General features: G+C 62.6%; 21 protein-coding genes and 1 pseudogene. 6 read left to right on the top strand and 16 right to left on the bottom strand.

From position 1 onward, the window contains the following. Window positions 1-47: 47 nt before the first annotated feature. On the bottom strand, window positions 48-1,565 hold the full coding sequence (locus tag J0A91_RS20400) for an FAD-dependent monooxygenase (protein ID WP_206364939.1): 1,518 nt from the start codon (window positions 1,563-1,565) through the stop codon (window positions 48-50). Window positions 1,566-1,570: 5 nt separating this feature from the next. After that, complete coding sequence (locus J0A91_RS20395) at window positions 1,571-2,743, bottom strand: FAD-dependent oxidoreductase (RefSeq protein WP_083224993.1); 1,173 nt, start codon at window positions 2,741-2,743, stop codon at window positions 1,571-1,573. An 81-nt stretch (window positions 2,744-2,824) separates the two neighbouring features. Between J0A91_RS20395 and J0A91_RS20390 the strand changes: the two genes are divergently transcribed. After that, the gene (locus J0A91_RS20390) at window positions 2,825-3,496 is read left to right on the top strand and encodes a TetR/AcrR family transcriptional regulator (RefSeq protein ID WP_069206434.1); all 672 of its coding nucleotides are present in this window, start codon (window positions 2,825-2,827) and stop codon (window positions 3,494-3,496) included. Between the two features lie 93 nt (window positions 3,497-3,589). Here the strand turns inward: J0A91_RS20390 and J0A91_RS20385 are convergent, their stop codons facing one another. From J0A91_RS20385 to J0A91_RS20365, 6 genes are all read right to left on the bottom strand, one after another. Then, on the bottom strand, window positions 3,590-4,291 hold the full coding sequence (locus J0A91_RS20385; RefSeq protein ID WP_069206433.1) for a FadR/GntR family transcriptional regulator: 702 nt from the start codon (window positions 4,289-4,291) through the stop codon (window positions 3,590-3,592). A 321-nt stretch (window positions 4,292-4,612) separates the two neighbouring features. Continuing rightward, window positions 4,613-5,269, bottom strand: coding sequence for a maleylacetoacetate isomerase (gene maiA / locus J0A91_RS20380; protein ID WP_069206432.1), 657 nt, complete (start codon window positions 5,267-5,269; stop codon window positions 4,613-4,615). Window positions 5,270-5,403: 134 nt separating this feature from the next. Further along, window positions 5,404-5,787 (bottom strand): GFA family protein, encoded by a 384-nt coding sequence (locus tag J0A91_RS25320; protein ID WP_083224822.1) that lies wholly within the window; start codon window positions 5,785-5,787, stop codon window positions 5,404-5,406. Window positions 5,788-6,156: 369 nt separating this feature from the next. After that, window positions 6,157-6,759, bottom strand: a complete 603-nt coding sequence (locus tag J0A91_RS20375) for a glutathione binding-like protein (protein WP_069206431.1) — start codon at window positions 6,757-6,759, stop codon at window positions 6,157-6,159. 28 nt (window positions 6,760-6,787) lie between these two features. After that, window positions 6,788-7,363: a hypothetical protein gene (locus J0A91_RS20370; RefSeq protein WP_150127006.1), complete on the bottom strand. Its 576-nt coding sequence runs from the start codon at window positions 7,361-7,363 to the stop codon at window positions 6,788-6,790. A 283-nt stretch (window positions 7,364-7,646) separates the two neighbouring features. Beyond that, window positions 7,647-8,138, bottom strand: a complete 492-nt coding sequence (locus J0A91_RS20365; protein WP_069206428.1) for a hypothetical protein — start codon at window positions 8,136-8,138, stop codon at window positions 7,647-7,649. Between the two features lie 366 nt (window positions 8,139-8,504). Here J0A91_RS20365 and tnpA point away from each other — a divergent pair, with 366 nt between their 5' ends. The 4 genes from tnpA (at window position 8,505) to J0A91_RS20345 (ending at window position 11,445) form a co-directional block, all read left to right on the top strand. Further along, on the top strand, window positions 8,505-8,873 hold the full coding sequence (gene tnpA / locus J0A91_RS20360) for an IS66-like element accessory protein TnpA (protein WP_069206427.1): 369 nt from the start codon (window positions 8,505-8,507) through the stop codon (window positions 8,871-8,873). Beyond that, entirely contained in the window at window positions 8,870-9,211 is a 342-nt protein-coding gene (gene tnpB, locus J0A91_RS20355) for an IS66 family insertion sequence element accessory protein TnpB (protein WP_069206426.1), read from the top strand. The genes tnpA and tnpB overlap by 4 nt, the downstream gene beginning before the upstream one ends. A 58-nt stretch (window positions 9,212-9,269) precedes the next feature. Continuing rightward, window positions 9,270-10,934, top strand: a complete 1,665-nt coding sequence (gene tnpC, locus J0A91_RS20350) for an IS66 family transposase (RefSeq protein WP_069206425.1) — start codon at window positions 9,270-9,272, stop codon at window positions 10,932-10,934. A 166-nt stretch (window positions 10,935-11,100) separates the two neighbouring features. Beyond that, window positions 11,101-11,445 (top strand): hypothetical protein, encoded by a 345-nt coding sequence (locus J0A91_RS20345; RefSeq protein WP_150127005.1) that lies wholly within the window; start codon window positions 11,101-11,103, stop codon window positions 11,443-11,445. Between the two features lie 715 nt (window positions 11,446-12,160). Here J0A91_RS20345 and J0A91_RS20340 read toward each other — a convergent pair. From J0A91_RS20340 to J0A91_RS20325, 4 genes and pseudogenes are all read right to left on the bottom strand, one after another. Continuing rightward, window positions 12,161-13,123: an IS5 family transposase gene (locus J0A91_RS20340; RefSeq protein WP_206364916.1), complete on the bottom strand. Its 963-nt coding sequence runs from the start codon at window positions 13,121-13,123 to the stop codon at window positions 12,161-12,163. A gap of 229 nt (window positions 13,124-13,352) precedes the next feature. Beyond that, window positions 13,353-13,817 carry an SRPBCC family protein gene (locus J0A91_RS20335; protein WP_069206424.1) on the bottom strand — a complete coding sequence of 155 codons (465 nt, stop codon included), beginning with the start codon at window positions 13,815-13,817 and terminating at the stop codon, window positions 13,353-13,355. An 86-nt stretch (window positions 13,818-13,903) separates the two neighbouring features. After that, window positions 13,904-14,977 (bottom strand): tyrosine-type recombinase/integrase, encoded by a 1,074-nt coding sequence (locus J0A91_RS20330; RefSeq protein ID WP_206364938.1) that lies wholly within the window; start codon window positions 14,975-14,977, stop codon window positions 13,904-13,906. 90 nt (window positions 14,978-15,067) lie between these two features. Beyond that, window positions 15,068-15,625, bottom strand: a pseudogene (locus J0A91_RS20325) (transposase); the annotation flags it as partial. A 205-nt stretch (window positions 15,626-15,830) separates the two neighbouring features. Here J0A91_RS20325 and J0A91_RS20320 point away from each other — a divergent pair. Next, the gene (locus J0A91_RS20320; RefSeq protein WP_150127004.1) at window positions 15,831-16,442 is read left to right on the top strand and encodes a helix-turn-helix transcriptional regulator; all 612 of its coding nucleotides are present in this window, start codon (window positions 15,831-15,833) and stop codon (window positions 16,440-16,442) included. Window positions 16,443-16,534: 92 nt separating this feature from the next. On the opposite strand, the gene J0A91_RS20315 is transcribed toward J0A91_RS20320, so the two are convergent. From J0A91_RS20315 to J0A91_RS20300, 4 genes are all read right to left on the bottom strand, one after another. Next, window positions 16,535-17,503, bottom strand: a complete 969-nt coding sequence (locus J0A91_RS20315; RefSeq protein WP_206364937.1) for an NADP-dependent oxidoreductase — start codon at window positions 17,501-17,503, stop codon at window positions 16,535-16,537. A gap of 150 nt (window positions 17,504-17,653) precedes the next feature. Beyond that, a complete protein-coding gene (locus tag J0A91_RS20310) occupies window positions 17,654-18,460 on the bottom strand; it encodes an alpha/beta fold hydrolase (RefSeq protein ID WP_069206422.1) in 807 nt (268 codons plus the stop codon). 91 nt (window positions 18,461-18,551) lie between these two features. Beyond that, a complete protein-coding gene (locus J0A91_RS20305; RefSeq protein ID WP_069206421.1) occupies window positions 18,552-19,304 on the bottom strand; it encodes an enoyl-CoA hydratase-related protein in 753 nt (250 codons plus the stop codon). Between the two features lie 68 nt (window positions 19,305-19,372). Further along, complete coding sequence (locus tag J0A91_RS20300) at window positions 19,373-20,455, bottom strand: SDR family NAD(P)-dependent oxidoreductase (protein WP_083224820.1); 1,083 nt, start codon at window positions 20,453-20,455, stop codon at window positions 19,373-19,375. Window positions 20,456-20,520 lie beyond the last annotated feature (65 nt).

Genomic DNA, 20,520 nt, shown 5'->3' with positions numbered 1-20,520 from the left:
CCAGGGAATGGCATCGGATGGTGGTTTTTGCCCAAACCCGTTGGCGCTCAGCTCTGATTTTCTCCAACCCAGCGGGAGATCGCGATTCGTGCCTCGTTGGGGGCCGGCACCATTTCCGTAGCCCAGGCGACAATGCCATCGGGACGCACGAACATTGCTGAAATGCCAAAGTGCTCTTCGGCTTCTGCGGCGAGGTAGCGGAGCCTGCTGCCGAAAACGTCCTGAATGCTGGCCAGCGGTGCATCGTTGCTGAAATCGAGCAGGATGGCGCGACCGTCACGCAGCAGTTCACCGAGCCTGGCTCCTCCGGTGAACAGGATGTCCGGCGCACTTCGTCCCACCAGGGGATGGTCACTGCCCAGATCATAGCGGAGCGACATGCCGGACTTACGTTCGGCGAAGTAGCTTGCACCGTCACGCGTTGCGATCAGGTCGCGAAGGATGGCAGCAAGTGCTCGGGACGCCGGCTCGGGCCGCATCAGCGCGACCTGGGCGCGCGACCAGTCGAGCACCTGTGCAGCAACAGGGTGTCGCTCGGTCTCGTAGCTGTCGAGAAGTCCTGCAGGGGCCTCGCCGCGAATGACAGCGGCGAGTTTCCATCCAAGATTCAGCGCGTCGCCCAGCCCAAGGTTGAGCCCCTGACCGCCAAGCGGTGAATGAATGTGCGCGGCGTCGCCCGCCAGCAACACGCGTTCCCGGCGGTACGCATCGGCCTGAAAGGCGCGATCGGTCCAGGTTGTCGCCAGCCGCAGCGATTGAACGCCCATGTCGATGCCCGACACGCGGCGCAGCAGCGCCTGGATGTGCTCTCGCGTGATCGGTTCCGTCCGATGGTGTGCCCCACCGTCGAACTCGGCAATCGTCATCACGCCGGGCTTGGCGTAGACATAGACGCCTGTGGCGGTGACGTGCTGGCCGGGTTGAAGGGCGTCCGGGTTGGAGAGCTCGACCTCGACCGAATAGGCAGTGAACTCCGGATCGGTTCCGTTAAAGCCGAAACCACCGGCTTTGCGCACAATGCTGCGACCGCCATCGCATCCGACCAGCCAATTGGCCCGATAGGTTTCGTCGCCAGCACCGACGACAACTTCACCCGCCGATTGGACGACGCGAGCGACCTCGACCCCGCGGCGAAGCTCGACACCCAGTTCTTCTGCGCGCCTCGTCAGTACCGCCTCGAGGTGTTCCAAGGTTGTCGACATGCCGAGCCCACCCGGCCCTGGGCAATAATATGGCCAGCCGGTGCTCTCGATATCCTCCTCGAAGAACTGGATGCCGGCGAAGTGGCCGACTGGTCGGCGTGCCTGCTGCATCCAGTGCGCCACCTTCCGTATGTCATGCGGCTGCCCGGCCGAGATCTGGTCAAGCAACCCGCGCCGATAAAGGGCGTCCAAGCTCGTCGCCGAGAGGCCGCGCATTCCGAACGGCAACCGTTTCAGCGGGGAGGCTGGATCGGTGGCCTTCTCCAGCACGAGCACTGAACAGCTACCGAGGGCGAGCTCGCATGCCAGGAACAGGCCGACCGGGCCGGCGCCGGCGATCAACACGTCATACATCTTGACCATGGCGCTCAAGCCTCCCAATCTGGCAGCCGCGTGGATGCCGAACGAGCATCCCGGTGCGCCACAGCGTTGTTGAAGAAGTCGAGCATGCCGAGCGGCGCTTGCTCATCGATCATGAGCTCCAGCATACGGTGCGCGTCCGACGCGGAGGTTGCGGCCCGAGCGAACATCGCTCGCTCGTAAGCGGCAAGCGCGGCCTCGGGATCGTTGCGATGAGCGACGACCGCCGCCGCAAGCTCGGCGCCGTCGAGCAGGGCCAGGTTCGCACCCTCCCCAGCCGGGGGAGCAAGGTGCGCAGCGTCACCTATCAGCGTTACGCCCGGAACGCGTGGCCAGCTCAAGCCTGTTGGAAGAGAATAGAGCGGCCTGAACACGGCCGGTGTGTCCGCTTCGGTGATCAACGCCGTGAGCGCGGGCGACCAGCCTTCAAACTCGGCGGCCAATCGGGTCCTAACCACGGTCGGATTGCCGAAGTCCATTGACGCGAACCAGTCTACGGGTCGGGCAAGAGCGATGTAGGCATGAAGAACGGCCCCGGATTCGCGGTGCGCGAAGATGCCTTTCCCCGAGGCGGGAACCATCAGTCCCCCGGTGCCTGCCGCCCTGGCTGTTGCAGGATGACATGTGTCCACATCGTGGAGCCACGTCTCGATGAAGGATACGCCCGTATATGCCGGCACGGCGTTGCTCAGCAGCGGTCGTATCTTCGACCACGCGCCATCCGCGCCGACGAGCAGATCGCTGGTGCTGACCGATCCGTCCTCGAACGTCAGTTGGTGCCGCCCCGCGCCAAGGGGAGCGACAGCCGCGAGCCTGCGTCCCCACTCCACCGACCCAACGGGCAAGGAGTCGAGCAGGATGCGGCGAAGCTCGCCGCGTGGCACTTCGGGCCGACCACCCGTGCCGTCATCCGCGTCCTCGAACAGGACCGTTCCCGCAGCATCAAGCAGCCGTGTCGCTTCCCCGCCCTGATGGACGATCGCGCGGAAAGCCTCGGTCAGCCCTGCCGCGGCGAGCGCGACCTGACCGTCGTTGGCATGAATGTCGAGCAGGCCGCCCTGCAATCGCGCGTCCGGCGACAGCTCGGCCTCATAAACTGTGACGGGAACGCCATGGAGATGGAGAATGCGGGCAAGGACCAGCCCACCAAGGCCGGCTCCGATGATTGTGACAGGGACCACAGCAACGCTCCATTCAAGTCTGGAACACTGTTCCATGATTCGCTATTGGATCAGCGTTCCAGAACTGTCAATAAGGGCGGCATGCCTGATCACACCAGACGAACCGATCGCCGTGCAGAGGCCCTCACGAAGGACGTGATCGTGGAAACCGCGATCGCGATCCTCGACACGCAAGGCGTACCTGGTCTGACGTTCCGCGCCCTTGCGAAGCAGCTCGCGACGGGGAGCGGCGCGATTTACTGGCATGTAGCGGACAAGGACGCCCTGCTCGCCGCTGCGACTGACCGGATCATTGCCGAGGCGCTACCTCGGTCTGTTGAGGGTACTTCGCCCCGGGAGGTCATCCGCGCGCTGGCTATGGCAGTGTTCGACACCCTGGAGACACACCCTTGGGTAGGTGCGCAGCTTTCAGGCGATCCTTGGCAATATGCGGTCCTGAGAATCCTGGAGGGTGTCGGCGCTCAGTTGGACGCGCTGGGCGTGTCGGAGGCCAATCGCTTCAATGCCGCCACGGCATTGCTGAGCTTTATTCTCGGGCTTGCTGGTCAATATGCGCTTCGCGCGCGTCGATTGGCGGCCGGTGCTAACCGCGCTGAAATTTTGGGCGCCATTGCCGCCCAATGGTCTCAACTCGATCCGAAGCGTCACCCCTTCGTGCGGCAGGTCGCGGCGCAGTTGGCGGATCACGACGACCGTGAGCAGTTCCTGGCCGGCATCGACCTTATTCTGGCCGGCATCGCAGGCTCGGACTGATCAGATCACGGGCGCGGGGAAACTGAAGCGGCAGCCAGGAAGGGGTCGGTTCTGCTCGGTGACCGACGGGTATCATGCGCCAGTTTTGGACGACTAACTGCCGATGACCGACTTCAAGGCATCGATGATCGGCGCAACGACGGCGTGCGCTGCTTCGGCAGCGTGCTCCGGCTTCTGATCGCGTATTGCGGTCAGGATACGGAGGTGCGCGGCGAGGTCCGGCTCCGGAACGTCGACCTGTGCGAGGGCGGCCGAGGTATTGGCGCGGACCGACGCTGCGAAATAGCGATAGAGATCGGCTAATGCCTCATTATGCGAGGCCTGCGCCACGGCGAGGTGGAACTCAGCGTCATTTTCGACGAACGCTTTCGTGTCCGATTCCTTGGTGAGGTCGCCACGTGCACCGAGGAGCTTCGTCAGCCGCTTGAGATCCTCCTTCGTGCGTCTCTCCGCCGCCAGGCGTGCCGCCGCTGTCTCCAGCACCGCCCGCATCTCGAAATGGTCAAGGAGGCTTGCCCGCGCGACGCGGCGCATCACCTCGGCGGAATCGATACTGGAGCGGACATACGTGCCGTCACCCTGCCGCACCTCGAGAAGCTTGGCGTGGGAAAGGACGCGAAAGGCCTCCCGCACGGTATTGCGCCCGACCTGAAGCATGTGTGCCAGTTCCGCTTCTTTGGGAATGCGCTCGCCGACCTTCCATGCGCCGGTTTCCACCTGCGTACGGATGAGATCGATGGCCGTCTCGACAAGGGAGCGACGCGGAGCTTGGGGAAGTACATTCGAGGCGGACATAGTCCGGTTTCTAGCAGGAAAAACCGGATCATCCCACCTATGGATATCGCAGGTGGCGAGTTTAGATCATCCGTACCCAGCCGCCGGCGGCTACGATCCCGGGCAGGACGATGCTGTTCTTCTCTCTGCCTCGCAGGGCCAACGCTTCCTTCACGCGCACACGCCCCATCGTTCGAAGCGCAGCGGCGCGGCCGATACCGATGAGGCGCTACCCTCATTGCACGCCGAGACGCGGAACTGAGCAAAAATTGCGGGATTTGCCGACAAATGAGACCGTGGTGATCGGCTGCCGACTCCCAGCAGAGTGCGAGACTTTATAGCCTAGCGCTCGTTCGCCGCCTTGTATCCACTCTGCTGGAAGGGGTGGGCATCGGTAAAGGCGGGCAAAGCGAAACAGCGACTGGCCAAAGCATCGACCGCCGGGAATACGGCGCGATCCATCCCGTATACATCGGCGAGGGCGACTTGGCCCGCGATGCAGATATCGGCGATCGTCACGTCCTGACCGAGCGCGAAGGGTGCTGCCGGACGTTGGTCCAGAAGCCGCTCATAAGCGGCGAGCCCTTCCGCGACCCAGTGCCGGCACCATCTCTCGATGGCCGCCCCATCGGCGCTGAATGCTTCTCCCAGATACTTGCGCACACGCGGAACGGTAAGGGGATGAGCGTCGGCTGATGAGACCAGGGCGAGCGACCGGGCATAGGCGCGCTCGCGCGGTGCGGAGGGCAGGAGTGCCGGTTCCGGCTGGAATTCATCAAGATATTCGATGATCGCCAGCGACTGGGAGAGGCGGTGGCCACCGTGGACGAGCGTTGGAACGGCATGTTCGGCATTCACCTGCGCGTAAGCGGCATCGAATTGCCGCCCGGATAGGATGTCGACATCGATTTCCTCAAAGGCGAGCTCTTTGAGCGAAAGAGCAACGCGTACGCGAAATGCGGCGTTCGACCGCCAAAAGCCGTAAAGCTGAAGAGTCACTGCATGATCCTATGAAAATCTGCCCGCTTGTTAGCGGAAGCGATGCTGGACGTCGCATTTGATATGCTTGTCGGGCGGCAAGCGGGCTCTGCAATCGGGCAAGCGGGTAGGGAATCGTCAACGCTGCCTGCGGATCAAATATCGAGATCGCTTCCTGTTATCCGAACACGCGGTAAGGTCTCAAGGTTGAGCCCGTCGATGCACCTTACGTTGACCGCCCATCCGTCGAATGAAGACTTGCCCGCGTCGATTTCCGCTTTCGTGAGCGCGCTGGGCCGGCGGAAGGGCATAATGCCACATTGGGGACAGATATAATCTGCTGCGGTCCCTGTCCCCCACCGGTAAACGATGAGCCGATCCAGCGGCGTCAGGAAGCGTATCGCATTCGGCGCGACCCGGAAGATGAGCGCTCCGCGACGACGACATATGGAACAGTCGCATTCCCGAACATGGTCGATGTCCGCCTCAATCTCGAAACGAGCAATGCCACAATGACATTCGCCTCGGTATGTTGGCATCGGTCTTCACTCCCATTCGAACAGCTCTCCAGCGTGGCACCGCCAGGGAACCCGGTTGCACCAGCTCGCAGTTCTCTGCCCGCCTATCTCCTGGCCGTCCGCTCCGCACCGAGCTCCTATCGACCGTTCAGCCTGTCCGCGGAGCGGACGATGAAATCGGCCGTGTTGGGGGGCTCCAACGGCGATAGTCCATGGTCTGGGCCTCAAGGCAGGCCTCGTTGATGCTCCGACGCCGGCGGCCCTCCGTCGCACGAAGCCTTGCCCGCGTCGATCACTGCTTCAGTTAGAGCGCTGCGCCGAGGGAAGGGCGTTATGCCGCGTCGCGTTCTGCGGTCGAGGCGCGGTCGATCCGTTGCACCGCGACCGCTTTCAACCGTGGCGGCGCAAGGCGTCCGCTATACTTGGCCTGGCCTCCAACCGCTCGAGGTAGCCCGATAATGCCGGCCACCGCGAGAGATCGAGCCCCTTGCCGGGCGCCCACCGCGCGATAGCGAAACAATAAGCATCGGCTACGCTGAACTGCGCGCCGAGCAGAAACGCGTCAGCTTGCAGATGCCGCTCGAGAAAATTGAACCTCTCGGCGATCCGCGATCTTGCAACGTCCGCTGCCTGTTCTCCATATTCAGGATGAAAGAGCCACGGGCTGAAGCCCTTGTGAAGCTCGGTTGCGATAAAAGTCAGCCACTCTTGGGTTCGGTACCACGCTCGCCCGCTTTGATCGGCTGGCGCGTCTACGCGTTGGTCGTTCAGATATTGCAGGATGGCAACGCCTTCGGTGAGGAAATCGCCGTCGTCCAATCCCAGAAACGGTACGTAACCCTTCGGATTGACTAGCTGTAGATCGGTACCGTCCTCCAGAATATGGGGTATTGTCCTGATATCGACGCGGATCAGCTCGAGTGCCACGCCGACTTCATTGGCCGCGATCAATGCGGCAAGTGAACAGGCGCCATGCGCGTAGTAAAGCTTCATGCCGTAAAACCCTCAAGTTTGAACCCCTTCAGCTTAACGCGCTCGGCGGTTGTTCAAACTTTCGTTTGGGCAACCGAAGCTTGCCGGCAGGCAAACATGATGAAGGCCTCCCTTTTCCGACAGCAGCCTTGAGGCCGCTCAGGAACGTGTCGATGCGCGATCGAGTGGCCGCTATTTTCTGCCCGTCTATTCCTGCTTCCACGAGTGCCACGCGTAGATCCGCCAGAACGCCGTGCTCAGCGGACGAGATATCCAGCATCGCTGCCAAATCCAGAAGATGGAGGGATTCGTGTGCGCGCAAGAGATCGCCAAATGCCTGAGACAAGGGTTTGACGATCGCTCGATCGCTCCTCCAGTCCTTCGCTCCTGGCACAAGCTGTGTGGCTCGTTGCCCCGCTCCGAGGCAATCATAGCTTACACAGCCCGCAAATCCCCGTTCCAAGCGTTCGCGGTGAATGGCGCAGGCGCCATCTGCGTCAAGATGAGGGCATGCCTGACCAGCGGCCTTGTCTATGGCGAACAAGGCTGAGCGATCAAAGGCGAGGGCGAGGCAGCATAGCGCGGCGCAGTTCGCGCAGTCAGCGCGAAGCGTAATCTCTTTCATAATGGGTTCCTACGCCACAGGGCAAAATTCGCATGTCACGGCGACTGCGTTCGTTGATCTGCGGCGGAGAAAATGTTTCGGCGCGCTCAGGCGCGGAGAAGAGCGGCTTGGTTAGCCGATCGTCGCGAAAATGTCCACATGGGTCTGGACCGTGCGAACTTTGCCTGTGCGGTCGCCCAGGAGATTGTGAGCCGTCTCGTACTCTCCGCCGGCGAGATGCGGGTCACTCGGTTCGGGGCGCTGCAAGATGCCGACAATCTTCGGCTTTCCATCGATGCTCGGCTTATGATCCAGGGCCGCCGTCGAGATCGCCAACGCATTGCAGGTCTGGCTCCGTCGCCGCCCTCCGCTTGAGATCCTGAGCTTGCCGTACGACGCCGGGAAAAAGAGCATCCGGGGCAACTTTGTAGCTTTGGATCAGATGCACTGCCCACGCATAGTGCTGCGCGCCGGCGGCGCAGGTATCACTGCCCCCGTCGCTTTCGCCCCATACCTTGCGCCACGGCGCCGGCGGTTGCTGCGTCAGGATGGCATGGAATTCACCAGTCTCGCCTTCTCCATCGACGTACGCGATTGAGCGGCTCCCACCCCGGACCACGCGGAACTTGTGGATGGTGAAGCGCGCTTCGGGCCTTGTGTCGCCGTTATGCAGTACTTTGAGAATTGCGGTGCGCTCTGCACTGCCGGGCTTCGGCGTGTAAACCTGTGGCATGGCAGCGTGGGCCGAGGTGAGGGCGAGGAGCGACGATAATGCAAGTGAAGGGAACTTCATCATAGCGGGCAACAACCTGAAACAGAAAGTAGCAACGATGATTGCGGGAATGATCGGTGAGATTCAGCTTGTCGACAAGCTCTGTTCACGACCGCGGCCGTTTCGAGCCAAGCTTGATAATAGTGGCGGCCAGTTGAGAGGTCGCGCACCATTCGCAGCGACGCCGCTGCGAAGGCTCGTGCTAAGAGTGGTCAGTCTCTCGCCCCAAAGCGCTAACACTACTCCGTCGGCGTGAGGCCAACAATGCCTCTGCGAGTTCGTGTCGTGCACTCCACACATAACACGTAGCCGTCCGGCGAGACGCGCCTTGCCGGGTTTCTAACTGAGCGGTCTTAAGCGTGCTCTTGAGGGTGCGCTTAGGAGCGGTTGATGGGGCAGATGACAGTGATTTCGGGGCCGGAGCGTCGCCGACGGTGGAGCGAGGAGGATCGGCTCCGGATCCTCAGTGAGGCGTTTGCCCCGGGCGCATGCGTCGCCCAGGTTTGCCGACGGCATGATATTTCGTCGGCACTGATCTACACGTGGCGGAACAAGTTGCGCGAGGCGCACTCAGGCCCGACTACAGCCGCCTCGGAAGAACCGCATTTTGCCGGGGTGACGATGGTTGAGGACGCCGCGCCGAGCCGGTCCGACGCAGTCGCAGCCATTGTCATCGACCTGACCCGCGGCAAGCGGGTGAGCATTTTCCCTTCGGCATCGCCAGCGCAGGTGGCTGCGGCATTGAAGGCGCTGCGATGATCCCGACGAGCGCGCGGGTGTGGGTGGCGATGGGCCATACCGATATGCGGCGCGGGATGCAGAGCCTGGCAGCTCAGGTCCAGCAGCACTTTACGCAGGATCCGTTCGGCGGCGACCTGTGGGTCTTCCGCGGCCGCTCAGGGTCCCTGGTCAAGATCATCTGGCACGACGGGATCGGCATGTCGCTTTATGCAAAGCGGCTCGAGAAGGGGCGCTTCATCTGGCCCTCGGCGGAGGACGGGATGGTGTCTTTGACGCGCTCGCAACTGGCGTGCCTGCTGGACGGGGTCGACTGGCGCAACCCGCAGTATTCCTGGCGTCCGCAAAGCGCGGGGTAGCCGGTCATCGACGTATTTCCGGCTTGATCTGCGGGACCGGCAATGATTCACTCCGCTCATGGAAGCTGCCGTTTCGCCACTTCCGGACGATGTCGAAGCGCTCAAGGCGCTGTTGACGCTGGCGCTTCAGAAGGCCGACGAAGCTGAACAACACGCAGCCCAGGTCGAGGCCGAGTTGGCCAACGCTCGGGCCCTGGCCAGCGCCACAGAAGCCATGATTGCTCACCTCAAGCTGCAGAACGCGAGGCTGCGGCGCGAGCAGTACGGAGCGAGCGCCGAACGCACCGAGCGGCTGCTGGCGCAGTTCGAGTTGCGGTACGAGGATCTCGAGGCGGACGCAGCCGAGGACGAGCTCGCCGCCGAAGCTGCCGCAGCGAAGACAACGACCATTGCCGCGTTCGAGCGCAAGAAGCCGGGCAGGAAGCCGTTCCCCGAGCACCTGCCACGCGAGCGCGTGGTTGTTTCTGCACCGTGCTCGTGCCCGTTCTGCGGCAGCAATCGCCTGTCCAGGCTCGGCGAGGATGTGACCGAGACGCTCGAGGTGATTCCGCGCTCGTGGAAGGTCATCCAGACAGTTCGCGAGAAGTTCACCTGCCGGGATTGCGAGAAGATCACGCAGCCGCCGGCACCGTTCCATGTCACTCCACGTGGATGGGCCGGACCGAGCTTCCTGGCGATGCTGATGTTCGACAAGTACGGCCAACATCAACCGCTTCATCGCCAGGCCGAACGCTTCGCCTGCGAAGGCATCCCGCTCAGCGTGTCGACGCTGGCCGACCAGATCGGCGCCACCTGCAACGCGCTCATGCCGCTCTACCGGCTGATCGAGGCCCATGTGCTTGCCGCCGAGCGTCTTCATGGCGACGACACGACCGTGCCGGTCATGGCCAAGGGCAAGACCGATACCGGCCGACTATGGGATTACGTGCGCGACGATCGCCCATTCGGCGGTTCCGATCCGCCGGCGGTGATCTTCCATTACTCGCGCAATCGACGCGGCGAACATCCTCGAACGCATCTCGCGGCCTGGTCCGGGATCCTGCAAGCGGACGGCTATGCCGGATTCGCAGAGCTATACGCTGCCGATCGCCAGTCTGGGCCGATCCTGGAGGCGGGATGCTTCGCCCACGCGAGACGGAAGTTCTTCGAGCTCGCAGATGTCGAGGGCGCGGCGCGCAAGAAGAGCCGCGGCGAGAAGGCGCCGGTCATCTACCCGATTGCGCTGAAGGCCGTGCAGAAGCTTGATGCGCTGTTCGCGATCGAACGCGACATCAACGGCATGACCCCGGCAGATCGGCTCGCCACCCGCCAAGAACTGAGCGCGCCGTTGATGGCCGAGCTGCACGCGTGGCTGAACGCGCAACTCGCCAAAATCTCGCGCAACCACGACGTTGCCAAGGCCATCAACTACATGCTGCGCCGATGGCCCGCGTTCACCCGATTCCTCGACGATGGCAGGGTCTGCCTTTCGAACAACGCCGCCGAACGATCGCTTCGCTGCGTACCACTTGGGCGCAAGTCGTGGCTGTTCTGCGGTTCTGACCGAGGTGGCCAGCGAGCCGCAATCGCCTACTCGCTTATCCAGACCTGTCGCCTCAACGAGGTCGATCCACAGGCTTGGCTCGCCGATGTGCTTGCCCGCATCGCCGATCATCCAGTCCACCAAATCGGCGCGCTGCTACCGTGGAACTGGTGCGCCACTCAGACCGCAATCGCCGCCTGATCAAACCGCGCCGCGGCCTTCCCCGTATGCTTACGATACGCTCTATCTTGATAAAATTGAAGGTCGGGTAACAAGCGAGTTTCATGATCGCGTTGCGGCGACGTGGAGAGAGGAGCGAGATCGGTGCGTCCGCGATCTCGAGAGCCTATCGCTCGCGGAAGATGATGTGATCGACGATGGGGTCGCGCTGGTGGATTTCGCTCGTACGGCGCATCATCGATTTGAAACGCTGCCTATTTCCAGCAAGCGCAGAGCTCTCAATCTCGTGCTATCGAACTGCTCATTCGCAAATGGTGAGCTAACAACAACCTTCCGCAAGCCATTCGACTTACTGGAGAAAATTGGTTCTCCAGATGGAGGAGATGTGCCCCCTGGAGGGGCGTCTACACCCGAAAACGCGAAAATGGCTCCCCTAGTGGGAGACATTTCGAACTTCTTCCGGCTTCCAACGGTAGAGTCAAGGCAGTTGGTCGCGCGATATCGCGCCGCATTTTTGGATGTAGCGTCCTGACAGCATAAAACCGGGGCATCGAATCGGCGCGTCGCATCCTTTGCGATGCGCCACTTCGGCTGAAATCGCGGGTGAAATGACATCTGGAGCCTCGGCCCGTCCGGCGCGGCCACATTAAACACGCAACATCTTTCCGCACAATTCCGGCAGCTCGGGGTCCGCGAAGGCCCTGTAGCACGATCCGGGTTGAGCAGCTGCCTGACAGTGGGAACGGCAGTTCAGGACGCCCGAGAGAGCCTGTGGCACATCCGTTCGCGATCCGCAGGCGCATGCCTTGGTCGTTCACCCTCCTCACTCGTTCAAAGAGCAGACCCTAAGCCGGACGCGCTCAAGATCTGAACCATCTGTCTAAACCGGCAGTTCAAAACCACGAGGGCTCTGTAGCACAATCCGGTCTCTACATCTGATCCGATATCTTCATGCAGTGACGCGATTCGTTGCGCAAGGGGTAGGGCACTGAAGTGCCGATTCGGCGCAAATGAGCACAAATGGGCCAATTTCAGCCCATTGGCTCTTGTCCCACCTTCCGAACGCGGCGTCGCACATCCGAGCGACGAGGTGTGGTTCGCACTAAGGGGCTTACCGGCATTGGCGCGCCTCGCTGCTATCTTAGGAGACCTGTGCGCGGGTGGGCGTAGGGCATTGTGCTAGCGTGTTTTTGTCGGATCGCTCGTTGGCCGGCGTCTCGATCGACGCGATCGGTCCTCTCCGCTTTTCAGGCGGTCGCGGCGAGGAGATTGAAGGTTCGCTTGAGGTTGTAGGCGATGGCGGTGAGGTGGATCTGGGCGGCGGCTTTGGCTAGGCCTCGCCATCGCATCCGTCGCAGTCCGTACGAGCGTTTCCAGGTGCCGAAGACTTTCTCGATCCGGCCCCGGACGCGATGGATCGGCTGGTTCCAATCCCGCAGTCGGCCGAGCGTCTCTTCCTCGTCGCGGCCCCACATGGCGTTGAGCACGACACGCGGCGTGCCGCCCTTGGCGCGGACGGCGCCCCCGAAGTGCGATCCGCGATAGGCGCTGTCGGCGAAGACCTCGCCGGGACAGTCGGGCAGCGCGTCCGGGCCGGCACGGCCATCGTTGACGTTGGCCGGCGTGACCGCGATCCGCTCGACCAGGGCGGTGTCCGCATCGCAAGCCACATGCGCTTTGAAGCCGTGCGTCGCGCGCTTGCCGCGGTGCTTCACCCACCGGCCATCGCCGTCGTTCTCGCTCGCAGATGCGATGATCGTTGCATCGACAATGGTGCCGGCCTTCACCGTGATCGCCTTGGCGGTGAGCTGGCTTGTAACCGCATCGAACAGCGCGCGGTCGAGGTCATGGGCGACCAGCAGCCGGCGGAAGCGGACAAACGCCGTGCGCTCGGGCGTCGCCTCGGTGCCGGAGAAACCGCAGAAGCGGCGGAACGAAGCGCGATCGTCAAGCGCATCGGCGAGCTTCACATCCGACAGGTCGTACCAGACCGCCAGCAGCATCCCCCTGAACATCGCCAGCGGCGGCCAAGCCGGCTCTCCCTTCGTCGCCGGATACAGCCGCCCCAGCAACGTCGCAATCGGCTCCCACTCGATCAGCGCGGCGATCTCGTCCAGCGTCGATCGCGGCCGCTCCCGCTGCGAAAACCCGAAACCCTGCTGCCCAATCGCCCGATGCGCCACACCCGCCTCCGCCACCAGAGGCACCATAGAATCACGACTTGCGACCGCCGTCTACGCCCACCCGCGCACAGGTCTCATTAGCCCGGTGTGCGATGAAGGGCTTGTTCGTACGGACAAGGCATGGGGGCTACAGCGCAGGATCCGATCCATAAGCGCTCAACCAACCTCGGTTCGCCAACTGCGCTCGCGAAGCGACGAGGCTTCAAGATCGAGAAGCGCCAGCGAATGAGGAGAACGCCGTAACCACGTCTCGGCTTCACTCAAGGAGATTGGCGAGGTTCTTCAGCGTCGACTCCATGCCGGTCTTGTGATCGGCCGAGCTGATCCCTGGAGGTACATTCTCGGCGACGAAGGTTACTTTCGTCCCGTCGCGCACGGGCGTGAGCCGGGTCGTGATCGTCATCGTACCGCCGAACGCGGGATCGTCGCTCTCGAAGGTGATCGCCTCGACAATCTTCTCTTCCGGAACCAGCTCGACGAACCGCCCTTCAAAGGTGTCAGCGTCAGCGCTCGACTTGCCTTGGCGCGCCTCGGCATCATCGTAGATAAATGCGATGCGATAGCCGCCACCCGGCCGCAAATCGAAGTGGAAGATCTTCGCCGTCATGCCCTTCGGCGGTCGCCAGGACGTAACTGTCTCGGGATCAAGGAAGGCGCGATATATGGCCCGTGGCGACGCCAGGATGGTGCGGGCTGCTGAATGGGTGGCGGAGTCGGTCATCCCGGTCTGGATAAGAGGAGCGCCGCACCGCGGCCAACCCAAAAACGAAGGGCCGCCCCCCCGCGAGACGGCCCTTCCATTGTCTTTCATCCTCGTGGGTTGGCCAGCGCGCCGCTGCAACGGAGTTGGCGTACGATGCCGTTATAGGCAGCGTGCAAGCCCTGACTTCGGCCAATCTCATGATCTGACCCGGCCGCCTCCCAGAACGCGACCAGCCATTCGTCCGGGCAGCGGCCGCGCAGAACCCAGACGGCGAGCGCTACGCCGCGCGTCTGCACCTTGCCCTTGATCGCCGTAGCCTCGCGCAGAACGTTGACCGCGCGTTCGATGGTCCCGGTCGCACGGGCGCTCGCCTCAATGGAAGTCATGGCTGCGGATGCGGAGGATTTCCTCTTGCTCCTGAACCGTGCCGAACGGAGGCGAGGCCAGTGTACGCCCGCGCGGGAAGCTCGGATCGCGCGGATCGGGTCCGCCGCCATTATGGGCGCCGTCGCCGCGGCCGGGCGCCACCGCGAAGTTCGTCCGGCCGATGCGTGAAGGCCCTGCACGTCGATCGGCTTGTCGCCGCGCCCGGGAAACAGCCAGCCCTCCGGGCGGGCCAGTCGCCAATAGGTCCGCAAGATCCCGAGCAACTGCGGCGACAGCATGATCGTGCGATCCTTGGCGCCCTTGCCATGGCGGACCTGGATCAGCATCCGGTCGCTGTCGATATCCTCCACCTTGAGGCTCACCGCCTCCGAGGCGCGCAATCCAGCGGCATAGGCCGTGGTCAGGGCGGTGCGCGCCTTCAGCGACGGCACCGCTTCCAGGAAGCGCACCACCTCGTCGGCACTTAGGATGGCGGGCAACTTGCGCGGCGTGCGCGCATAGACGACGCGCTCCGGGATCTCGGCCCGGTCGAGCGTCACGCCGTAGAAGAAACGCAGCGCACAGACAGTCTGGTTCAGCGCCGGCCAGGAAATGCCCTGCGACACCAGATAGACCTGGAAGGCGCGGACATCCTCCAGCCCCAGCCGATCCGGCGATCGGCCGAAATGGCGGCTGAACTTCGTCACCGCATGCAGATAGGATCGTTGCGTCGCGGGCGAGAGGTTGCGCAAGCTCATGTCGTCGATCATGCGACGGCGCAGCGGGCTTACCGCTGCCGTGGCCTCAGCCATGGGATGGTCTCCTGGTCAGGGGTTGGTATCAGCAACCAAACCTTCCCATCAGGAGGCCATTCCGGCCAACACTCACGCCAATCCCGCGTCAGCGGGTTCGTTCAATCCTCGCCAGCCTCTCCCTTCATAATGGCCGAGCCCCAGCTCCTGCTTGAGTTCGCGATAATCGCGCTCGATCCGCCATCTCATCTTCGTTATCGCAATGATTTCCGACAGCGTCATCGATTCCGGCAGAGTGGATAGCCAATATTTCAGTGGCTCCTTATCTCCTTCGGGCCATTCTACGATGAACCATTCTTCGGGACGCGGCTGGGGCAGATTATAGTCTCTCGATGCGACGCGCAGCCTAACGGCTGCAAATCGCGATGCGAGCTCAGTGTTCGTACCTTCGCGCCAGGTGACAGTCTTCCAGGCCTCGGCCGGCAAGCTCTCAGCCAGCGCCTTTGCGGAGAGCGGTTTGTGATCTTTGTTCCGTTGCACCAGCTTGGGCGGCCGCCCTTTTCCCGTCCACGCCTTCGGTGGTAGCGGGCCTTCGCCAGGGCGCCAGACACTGACCGTCGGCTGCACCCCGACAGAGTAAACCAGCCCGCCAGTGGCTCGACGCTCTTGCGCGCCACCGGCATCATCAGCCCCGTGCAATAGTCCCGGAGTGGCTCGGCTCGGTCAGCATGACCGATCACCTCCGTCAGCGCCTTCACATAAACTTCGAACGCCTTCGCTGGGCTTCCGCCTGTGCTGTCCATGCCGCGCTTCCATCGCTGTGAATCAGCAGCGTAGCACACCTGGGCGACGGGCGAATCCCCACGACGAAGTTTCGTGACTCAGTAAGATTAAAACCTATCATGACGAATTATTGAAGGTCCGGGATATCAAAGATTGCATGGGGATATACTTCAAAGTTAAGGGCGTGGTTTCCGAAAAGATTGTGTCGCTGTCATTTGGCAGAAGCTTTGGGGCAGAAAATTTTTCGTATGAGGACAGGCAGGCGCTTGGCCGGGTCGGGACTTTGCTGCGGCTGGCCCTTTCGAATATAGCGTTGCGGTACGAAGTTGAATGGCTTTGGAAGCGGCATCTCCGTCAGGAAAATTCCGTCGTGAATCTCCCGCGTCGTTCCAATGATGGTGCGAATTGGGAGCATTGTCTTGGCGACGTCGCCATTGCGGGGAACGACGATGAATCGCCCGTGGCCCCCGACCAGGGCCTGACGCAGGACGAATGCATCGCGGCAGCATGCAGGCAATTCGGGATTACCGACCGGGAGCGGGATATTGTTGCTCTGCTTCGAAATGGGCACAGCAATCTATCGATGGCCCATTCCCTCAATATAAGTGTCAGGACGGTCGAGAATCATCTTAGATCGCTTTACGCCAAGACATTCGTGAACAGCCGTACTCAGCTACTGGCGAAGATCAATAATAGCGCCGCTCAGCTTCTTCAAACACTGGCGCCGCAGACTGCTCATTGAGATCTGAACGTCTCTCTCGTTGGCAGGCCGCGCCAGATCGGGAGGAAATGGCGCCGTGGATGGCGTCCGAAACTCCAAACGGCAGCAGCCGTTCAGCGCATGGTGAGAACGATCTTGCCGCCGCCCCCCGCGGCCAGTCGCGCATGGGCTTCGCCTGCGTCGTGGAGGGGCATGCGCGCGCTGATGGGGAGCGAGAAGCGGCCGTCGCGAAAGTCCTCGGCAAAGCGATAGAGCGTGTCCGCGTTGGGCGTGCCGAAGACGCGCGACACCGACACATCCGGGAAGCGCTCCGCTGTTCCGTCAGGGATTCGGGATGCATAGCCGTAATGACCGCCCGGCCGGACCAAGGCCAGCAGGCTTGGCGCCAGATCACGGCCGATCATGTCCGCGACCGCGTCGATCTTGCCCAGCGTAGCGATTTCGTCCGCGTCATCGATCGCGACCGAGCCTGCAACCTGGAGAGCCGCCGCTTCACCCAATTGGCGGCCACGCACTCCCGCGATGACCCGCGCGCCCGCCGTATTGGCGGCGTGTATAGCCGCCCGCCCGACGCTGCCGAGCGCTCCGGTCACGAGAACCGTCTGACCCGCGGTGACCTTGAGCTCCGAGTTGATCAGTTGGTCGCCTGTCAGCACCACGGTCGGCAGGGCAGCGGCGTCCGCGGGATCAAGCCCCTCGGGCAGGCGCGCCACCGTCGCCGCAGCCGTCACGACCAACTCGGCGTAAGTCGCTTTTGCCATGGCGAGCACCCGATCGCCGATCCGAAAGCTCTGCACGTCCTTTCCGACCGCGCGGACGATGCCGCTCACGTCGAAACCGGGAATATGGGGAAACTCAATCGGGAAATGCGCCCGCAGCGCGCCCGAGCGCGCTTTCCAATCGTGCGGGTTTACGCTGGTCGCTTCTGCTTCGATCAGCAGCGCGTCTCGCGCAAGCGCAGGCTCAGATACGTCCTGATCGTAGCGCAGCACCTCGGGACCGCCATATTCATAATAACGGATCGCTTTCATAGCAGAATCCTCTTTCCGCGCCGGATCGGTAGCGCGCGGATATTCGCCCATCAGGACGGTCAGATGTCCTCATCTGCAGTTCCTTAGACGGAATTGCAGATGAGGATTCACCATGACCCTACTCACACCCCGAGATTCGAGATGGCGTGGGACATCCCTTCACGACATTTCCCGAAATGGCAGGATGTCGCATACATTCTCTTATCGATTGAGGAAGCCGTTCACTATGCGGTTGAAATCTTCCGCCTTTTCCCACTGTACCCAGTGGCCGCAGTTCGGGAGGATGTAGAGTTCGGCGTTGGGGAAGCTTTGCAGGAGGCCGGGCGCGACATCGAGCGGGACGACGCGATCCTCGCGACCCCAGATCAGCAGGATCTCGTGCTTCACGCCGCGCAGATTCTCGCGCCACATCTCGCCGAACGGGCGCGCGAAGGGCTGGAACCGGCCGGGACGCGACGCCGCCGCGACCCTCTCGTCCAGCAGTTCGTCGGTAATGAAAGAGGTATCGTTGACGAGGCATTCGATAACGCCCCGCATCTTCTCCCGCGTCGGTCCTTCGCCCGTCATGCACGCGTGCATACGGCGCATGCCCTCGGTCGGCAGGGGCGTGAAGGCCGGCTGGAAACCGCCCGGACCCATCAGCACGATCTTGTTGAAGCGGTCCGGCTGCTGAAGAACCGCGCCGACGGTGGTCATCCCGCCCATCGAGTTGCCGACCGCGTCGACCTTGTCGAGGCCCAGTGCGTCCATGAAGTGAAGGAGGAAGCCGCCGAGCGCCTTGTAAATGTCCGCGAAACCGAGCTTGTCCTCGCTGTCGCCGTAGCCGGGCAGGTCGGGGATGATCAGCCGCCGTCCGGCAACGAGGCCGTCGATATTGCGGCGATAGTTGCTGATGCCGCTGGCGCCGGGGCCGCCGCCCTGCAACAGCACCAGCGGCTTACCCTCGCCGACGTCAACATAGGCAATGCGGGCGCCATCAACGTCGATGAACTTGGTTTCAATGGTCATTATACTCACTCCAGGCCAAGATTTTGCATTATTGAAGAAATTTCATCGATCGCGTCGAAGAAGCCTTTGGGGCAGGAGAGGGGGCGCCTCATCATGCCGACTGCCCGACATGTGCGAAGGATAAGGAGCGACCGCTTCTCGCCTGACGTTCGAAGCCGATCTCGCTTTCCAGCTTCAGACCTTCCGCCGCCGGCACCAGACTCACGCGGTCGATGAGGGATTTGGTTTCCGCCGCGATCCCCGGCGCACCCCCGCCGATGCTACGGGCTATGTCGCACGCCACGTCCAGCAACTCGGCGGCGGGAACGACCCGGTTCACCAAACCCCATTCGGCAGCTTCCGCCGCCGGCAGGCGGCGCGCGGTCAATTCCAGTTCCTTGGCGCGATAGATGCCGATGGCGCGATGCAGGCGCACCGACAGTCCCCAGCCGGGGAGCAGCCCCACCCGCGAATGGGTGTCGACGAACACGGCGTCGTCGGACGCCAGCACGATGTCGCAAGCGACCGTGATCTCGAACCCGCCGGTTACGGCGAAGCCGTTGATAGCGGCGATGACAGGGCCTTTCCACTCGCTGATCGTGCGCGCCGGATTGAACGGCAGGAAGGGTTCGGGACCAGTTTCCTGTAGCACCGCGACGTCCAGGCCAACGCAGAAGGCCGTGCCTGCGCCAGTCAGAATCACGCTCACAACGTCCGCATCCTCGTCCAGATCTCGCATCACGCGATCGAATGCGGCGAGCATTTCGGGGATGAGGGCGTTCAGGCGATCCGGCCGGTTCAAGCGGACGATCGCGAAGTTTTCGCGTCGCTCCACCTGGACCAATAGGGCGTCGTTCGCGACCATCCTTCAAACCTCGGACACGGCTGCCGGATGTCCGCGCCACGCGGTTCGATAGTGCCGGGCGCGCGACATCACAGCGAGATCAGGCCCAGGCCGCCGGTGACCCTGATGCACTCGCCGGTGATGTAGGCGGACATGTCGCTGCCGAGGAATTCGACCGCGCCGACCATGTCATCGACCTTTCCAAAGCGTCGCAGGGGGATGCCGCTCGTCTGATCGTTCGTCCCCATGCCACGCGCGGCCGCCGCTGCGGCCACGCGCGGGGTGTGGATAAGCCCGGGTGCGATGCAATTGGCCCGGATTCCGACCGGCCCCAGTTCGACCGCCAGATGACGTGTATAGGTCAGCAATGCGGCCTTCGCCGCCGAATAGACCGCATATTTCCCGTGACTGTCCCCGGCGAAGGCGCCGAAGGTGATGATGTTGACGATCGCCCCGCCAGGCGTGGTCATCAACGGGACGGCGGCCTGACAGCAATAGACCGCGCTGAGAAAGTTCACCTTGATGAGAAGCTCGATGTCGTCGTCGGGCGAATTGGTGGCGTAACTGCGATCAGCGGGTGTGATCGCGCCCCCGGCATTGTTGACGATGGTGTCGATCGGGCCGAGTTCGCGGGCGACCTTCTCAACGGCGCTTTGCGCTTCGGCGCGGTTCGATAGATCGGCCTGCACGGCAACGACTCGCCGCCCCAGCGCCTTGATCGCGTCGGCGACACTGTCGGCGTCATATTCACTGTTCCGCTTGCCGGCATCGAGATCCTTGTCGAAGATGCCCACGTCAGCGCCCAGCTTCGCTAGGTGCAGCGCATACCCGAGCCCCATTCCGCCCGCCGCCCCCGTGACGATTACGACCTTCCCGTCGAACCTGGGCTGCGTCATCATGACATCTCCTACTTTATCGCTTTGCTTTAGCATTGGTTCACACGGCAGCACGCCTGGCGCAACAGGCGGGCGATGCCCACCTATCGCCGGCAGGCAAGGGTCGTCCGCTTCCGCGTGGCGTTCGCTTTCATTCGCACCCTGCTCGTGTCGATGGCCATACGCAACGCAGTCGCGATATTTGCCGCATACGTGTTGATCGCACGCGCGGGCATCAAAATGACGCTTTCGACGAGGGTATGTGGGCCTGCCGGTCGCTTTGATACTGGTCATCATGAAACGATTGTACTAATCGTGTCGCATCGCGGTTAGGCGTCGACGTCGATGCAGGGTAGCATCCT

The organism is Sphingomonas panacis (assembly GCF_001717955.1).
Taxonomy (GTDB): domain Bacteria; phylum Pseudomonadota; class Alphaproteobacteria; order Sphingomonadales; family Sphingomonadaceae; genus Sphingomonas; species Sphingomonas panacis.
The sequence above is the reverse complement of the archived record's forward strand: the minus strand, read 5'-3'. Positions and strand labels throughout refer to the sequence as shown.

Coding starts and splice junctions, on each gene's coding strand:
- J0A91_RS20400 (WP_206364939.1), bottom strand. CDS start 1,565: ATGGTCAAGATGTATGACGTGTTGATCGCCGGCGCCGGCCCGGTCGGC.
- J0A91_RS20390 (WP_069206434.1), top strand. CDS start 2,825: ATGCCTGATCACACCAGACGAACCGATCGCCGTGCAGAGGCCCTCACG.
- J0A91_RS20385 (WP_069206433.1), bottom strand. CDS start 4,291: ATGTCCGCCTCGAATGTACTTCCCCAAGCTCCGCGTCGCTCCCTTGTC.
- J0A91_RS25320 (WP_083224822.1), bottom strand. CDS start 5,787: ATGCCAACATACCGAGGCGAATGTCATTGTGGCATTGCTCGTTTCGAG.
- J0A91_RS20375 (WP_069206431.1), bottom strand. CDS start 6,759: ATGAAGCTTTACTACGCGCATGGCGCCTGTTCACTTGCCGCATTGATC.
- J0A91_RS20370 (WP_150127006.1), bottom strand. CDS start 7,363: ATGAAAGAGATTACGCTTCGCGCTGACTGCGCGAACTGCGCCGCGCTA.
- J0A91_RS20365 (WP_069206428.1), bottom strand. CDS start 8,138: ATGATGAAGTTCCCTTCACTTGCATTATCGTCGCTCCTCGCCCTCACC.
- tnpA (WP_069206427.1), top strand. CDS start 8,505: ATGGGGCAGATGACAGTGATTTCGGGGCCGGAGCGTCGCCGACGGTGG.
- tnpB (WP_069206426.1), top strand. CDS start 8,870: ATGATCCCGACGAGCGCGCGGGTGTGGGTGGCGATGGGCCATACCGAT.
- tnpC (WP_069206425.1), top strand. CDS start 9,270: ATGGAAGCTGCCGTTTCGCCACTTCCGGACGATGTCGAAGCGCTCAAG.
- J0A91_RS20340 (WP_206364916.1), bottom strand. CDS start 13,123: ATGGTGCCTCTGGTGGCGGAGGCGGGTGTGGCGCATCGGGCGATTGGG.
- J0A91_RS20335 (WP_069206424.1), bottom strand. CDS start 13,817: ATGACCGACTCCGCCACCCATTCAGCAGCCCGCACCATCCTGGCGTCG.
- J0A91_RS20330 (WP_206364938.1), bottom strand. CDS start 14,977: ATGGCTGAGGCCACGGCAGCGGTAAGCCCGCTGCGCCGTCGCATGATC.
- J0A91_RS20315 (WP_206364937.1), bottom strand. CDS start 17,503: ATGGGCGAATATCCGCGCGCTACCGATCCGGCGCGGAAAGAGGATTCT.
- J0A91_RS20310 (WP_069206422.1), bottom strand. CDS start 18,460: ATGACCATTGAAACCAAGTTCATCGACGTTGATGGCGCCCGCATTGCC.
- J0A91_RS20305 (WP_069206421.1), bottom strand. CDS start 19,304: ATGGTCGCGAACGACGCCCTATTGGTCCAGGTGGAGCGACGCGAAAAC.
- J0A91_RS20300 (WP_083224820.1), bottom strand. CDS start 20,455: ATGATGACCAGTATCAAAGCGACCGGCAGGCCCACATACCCTCGTCGA.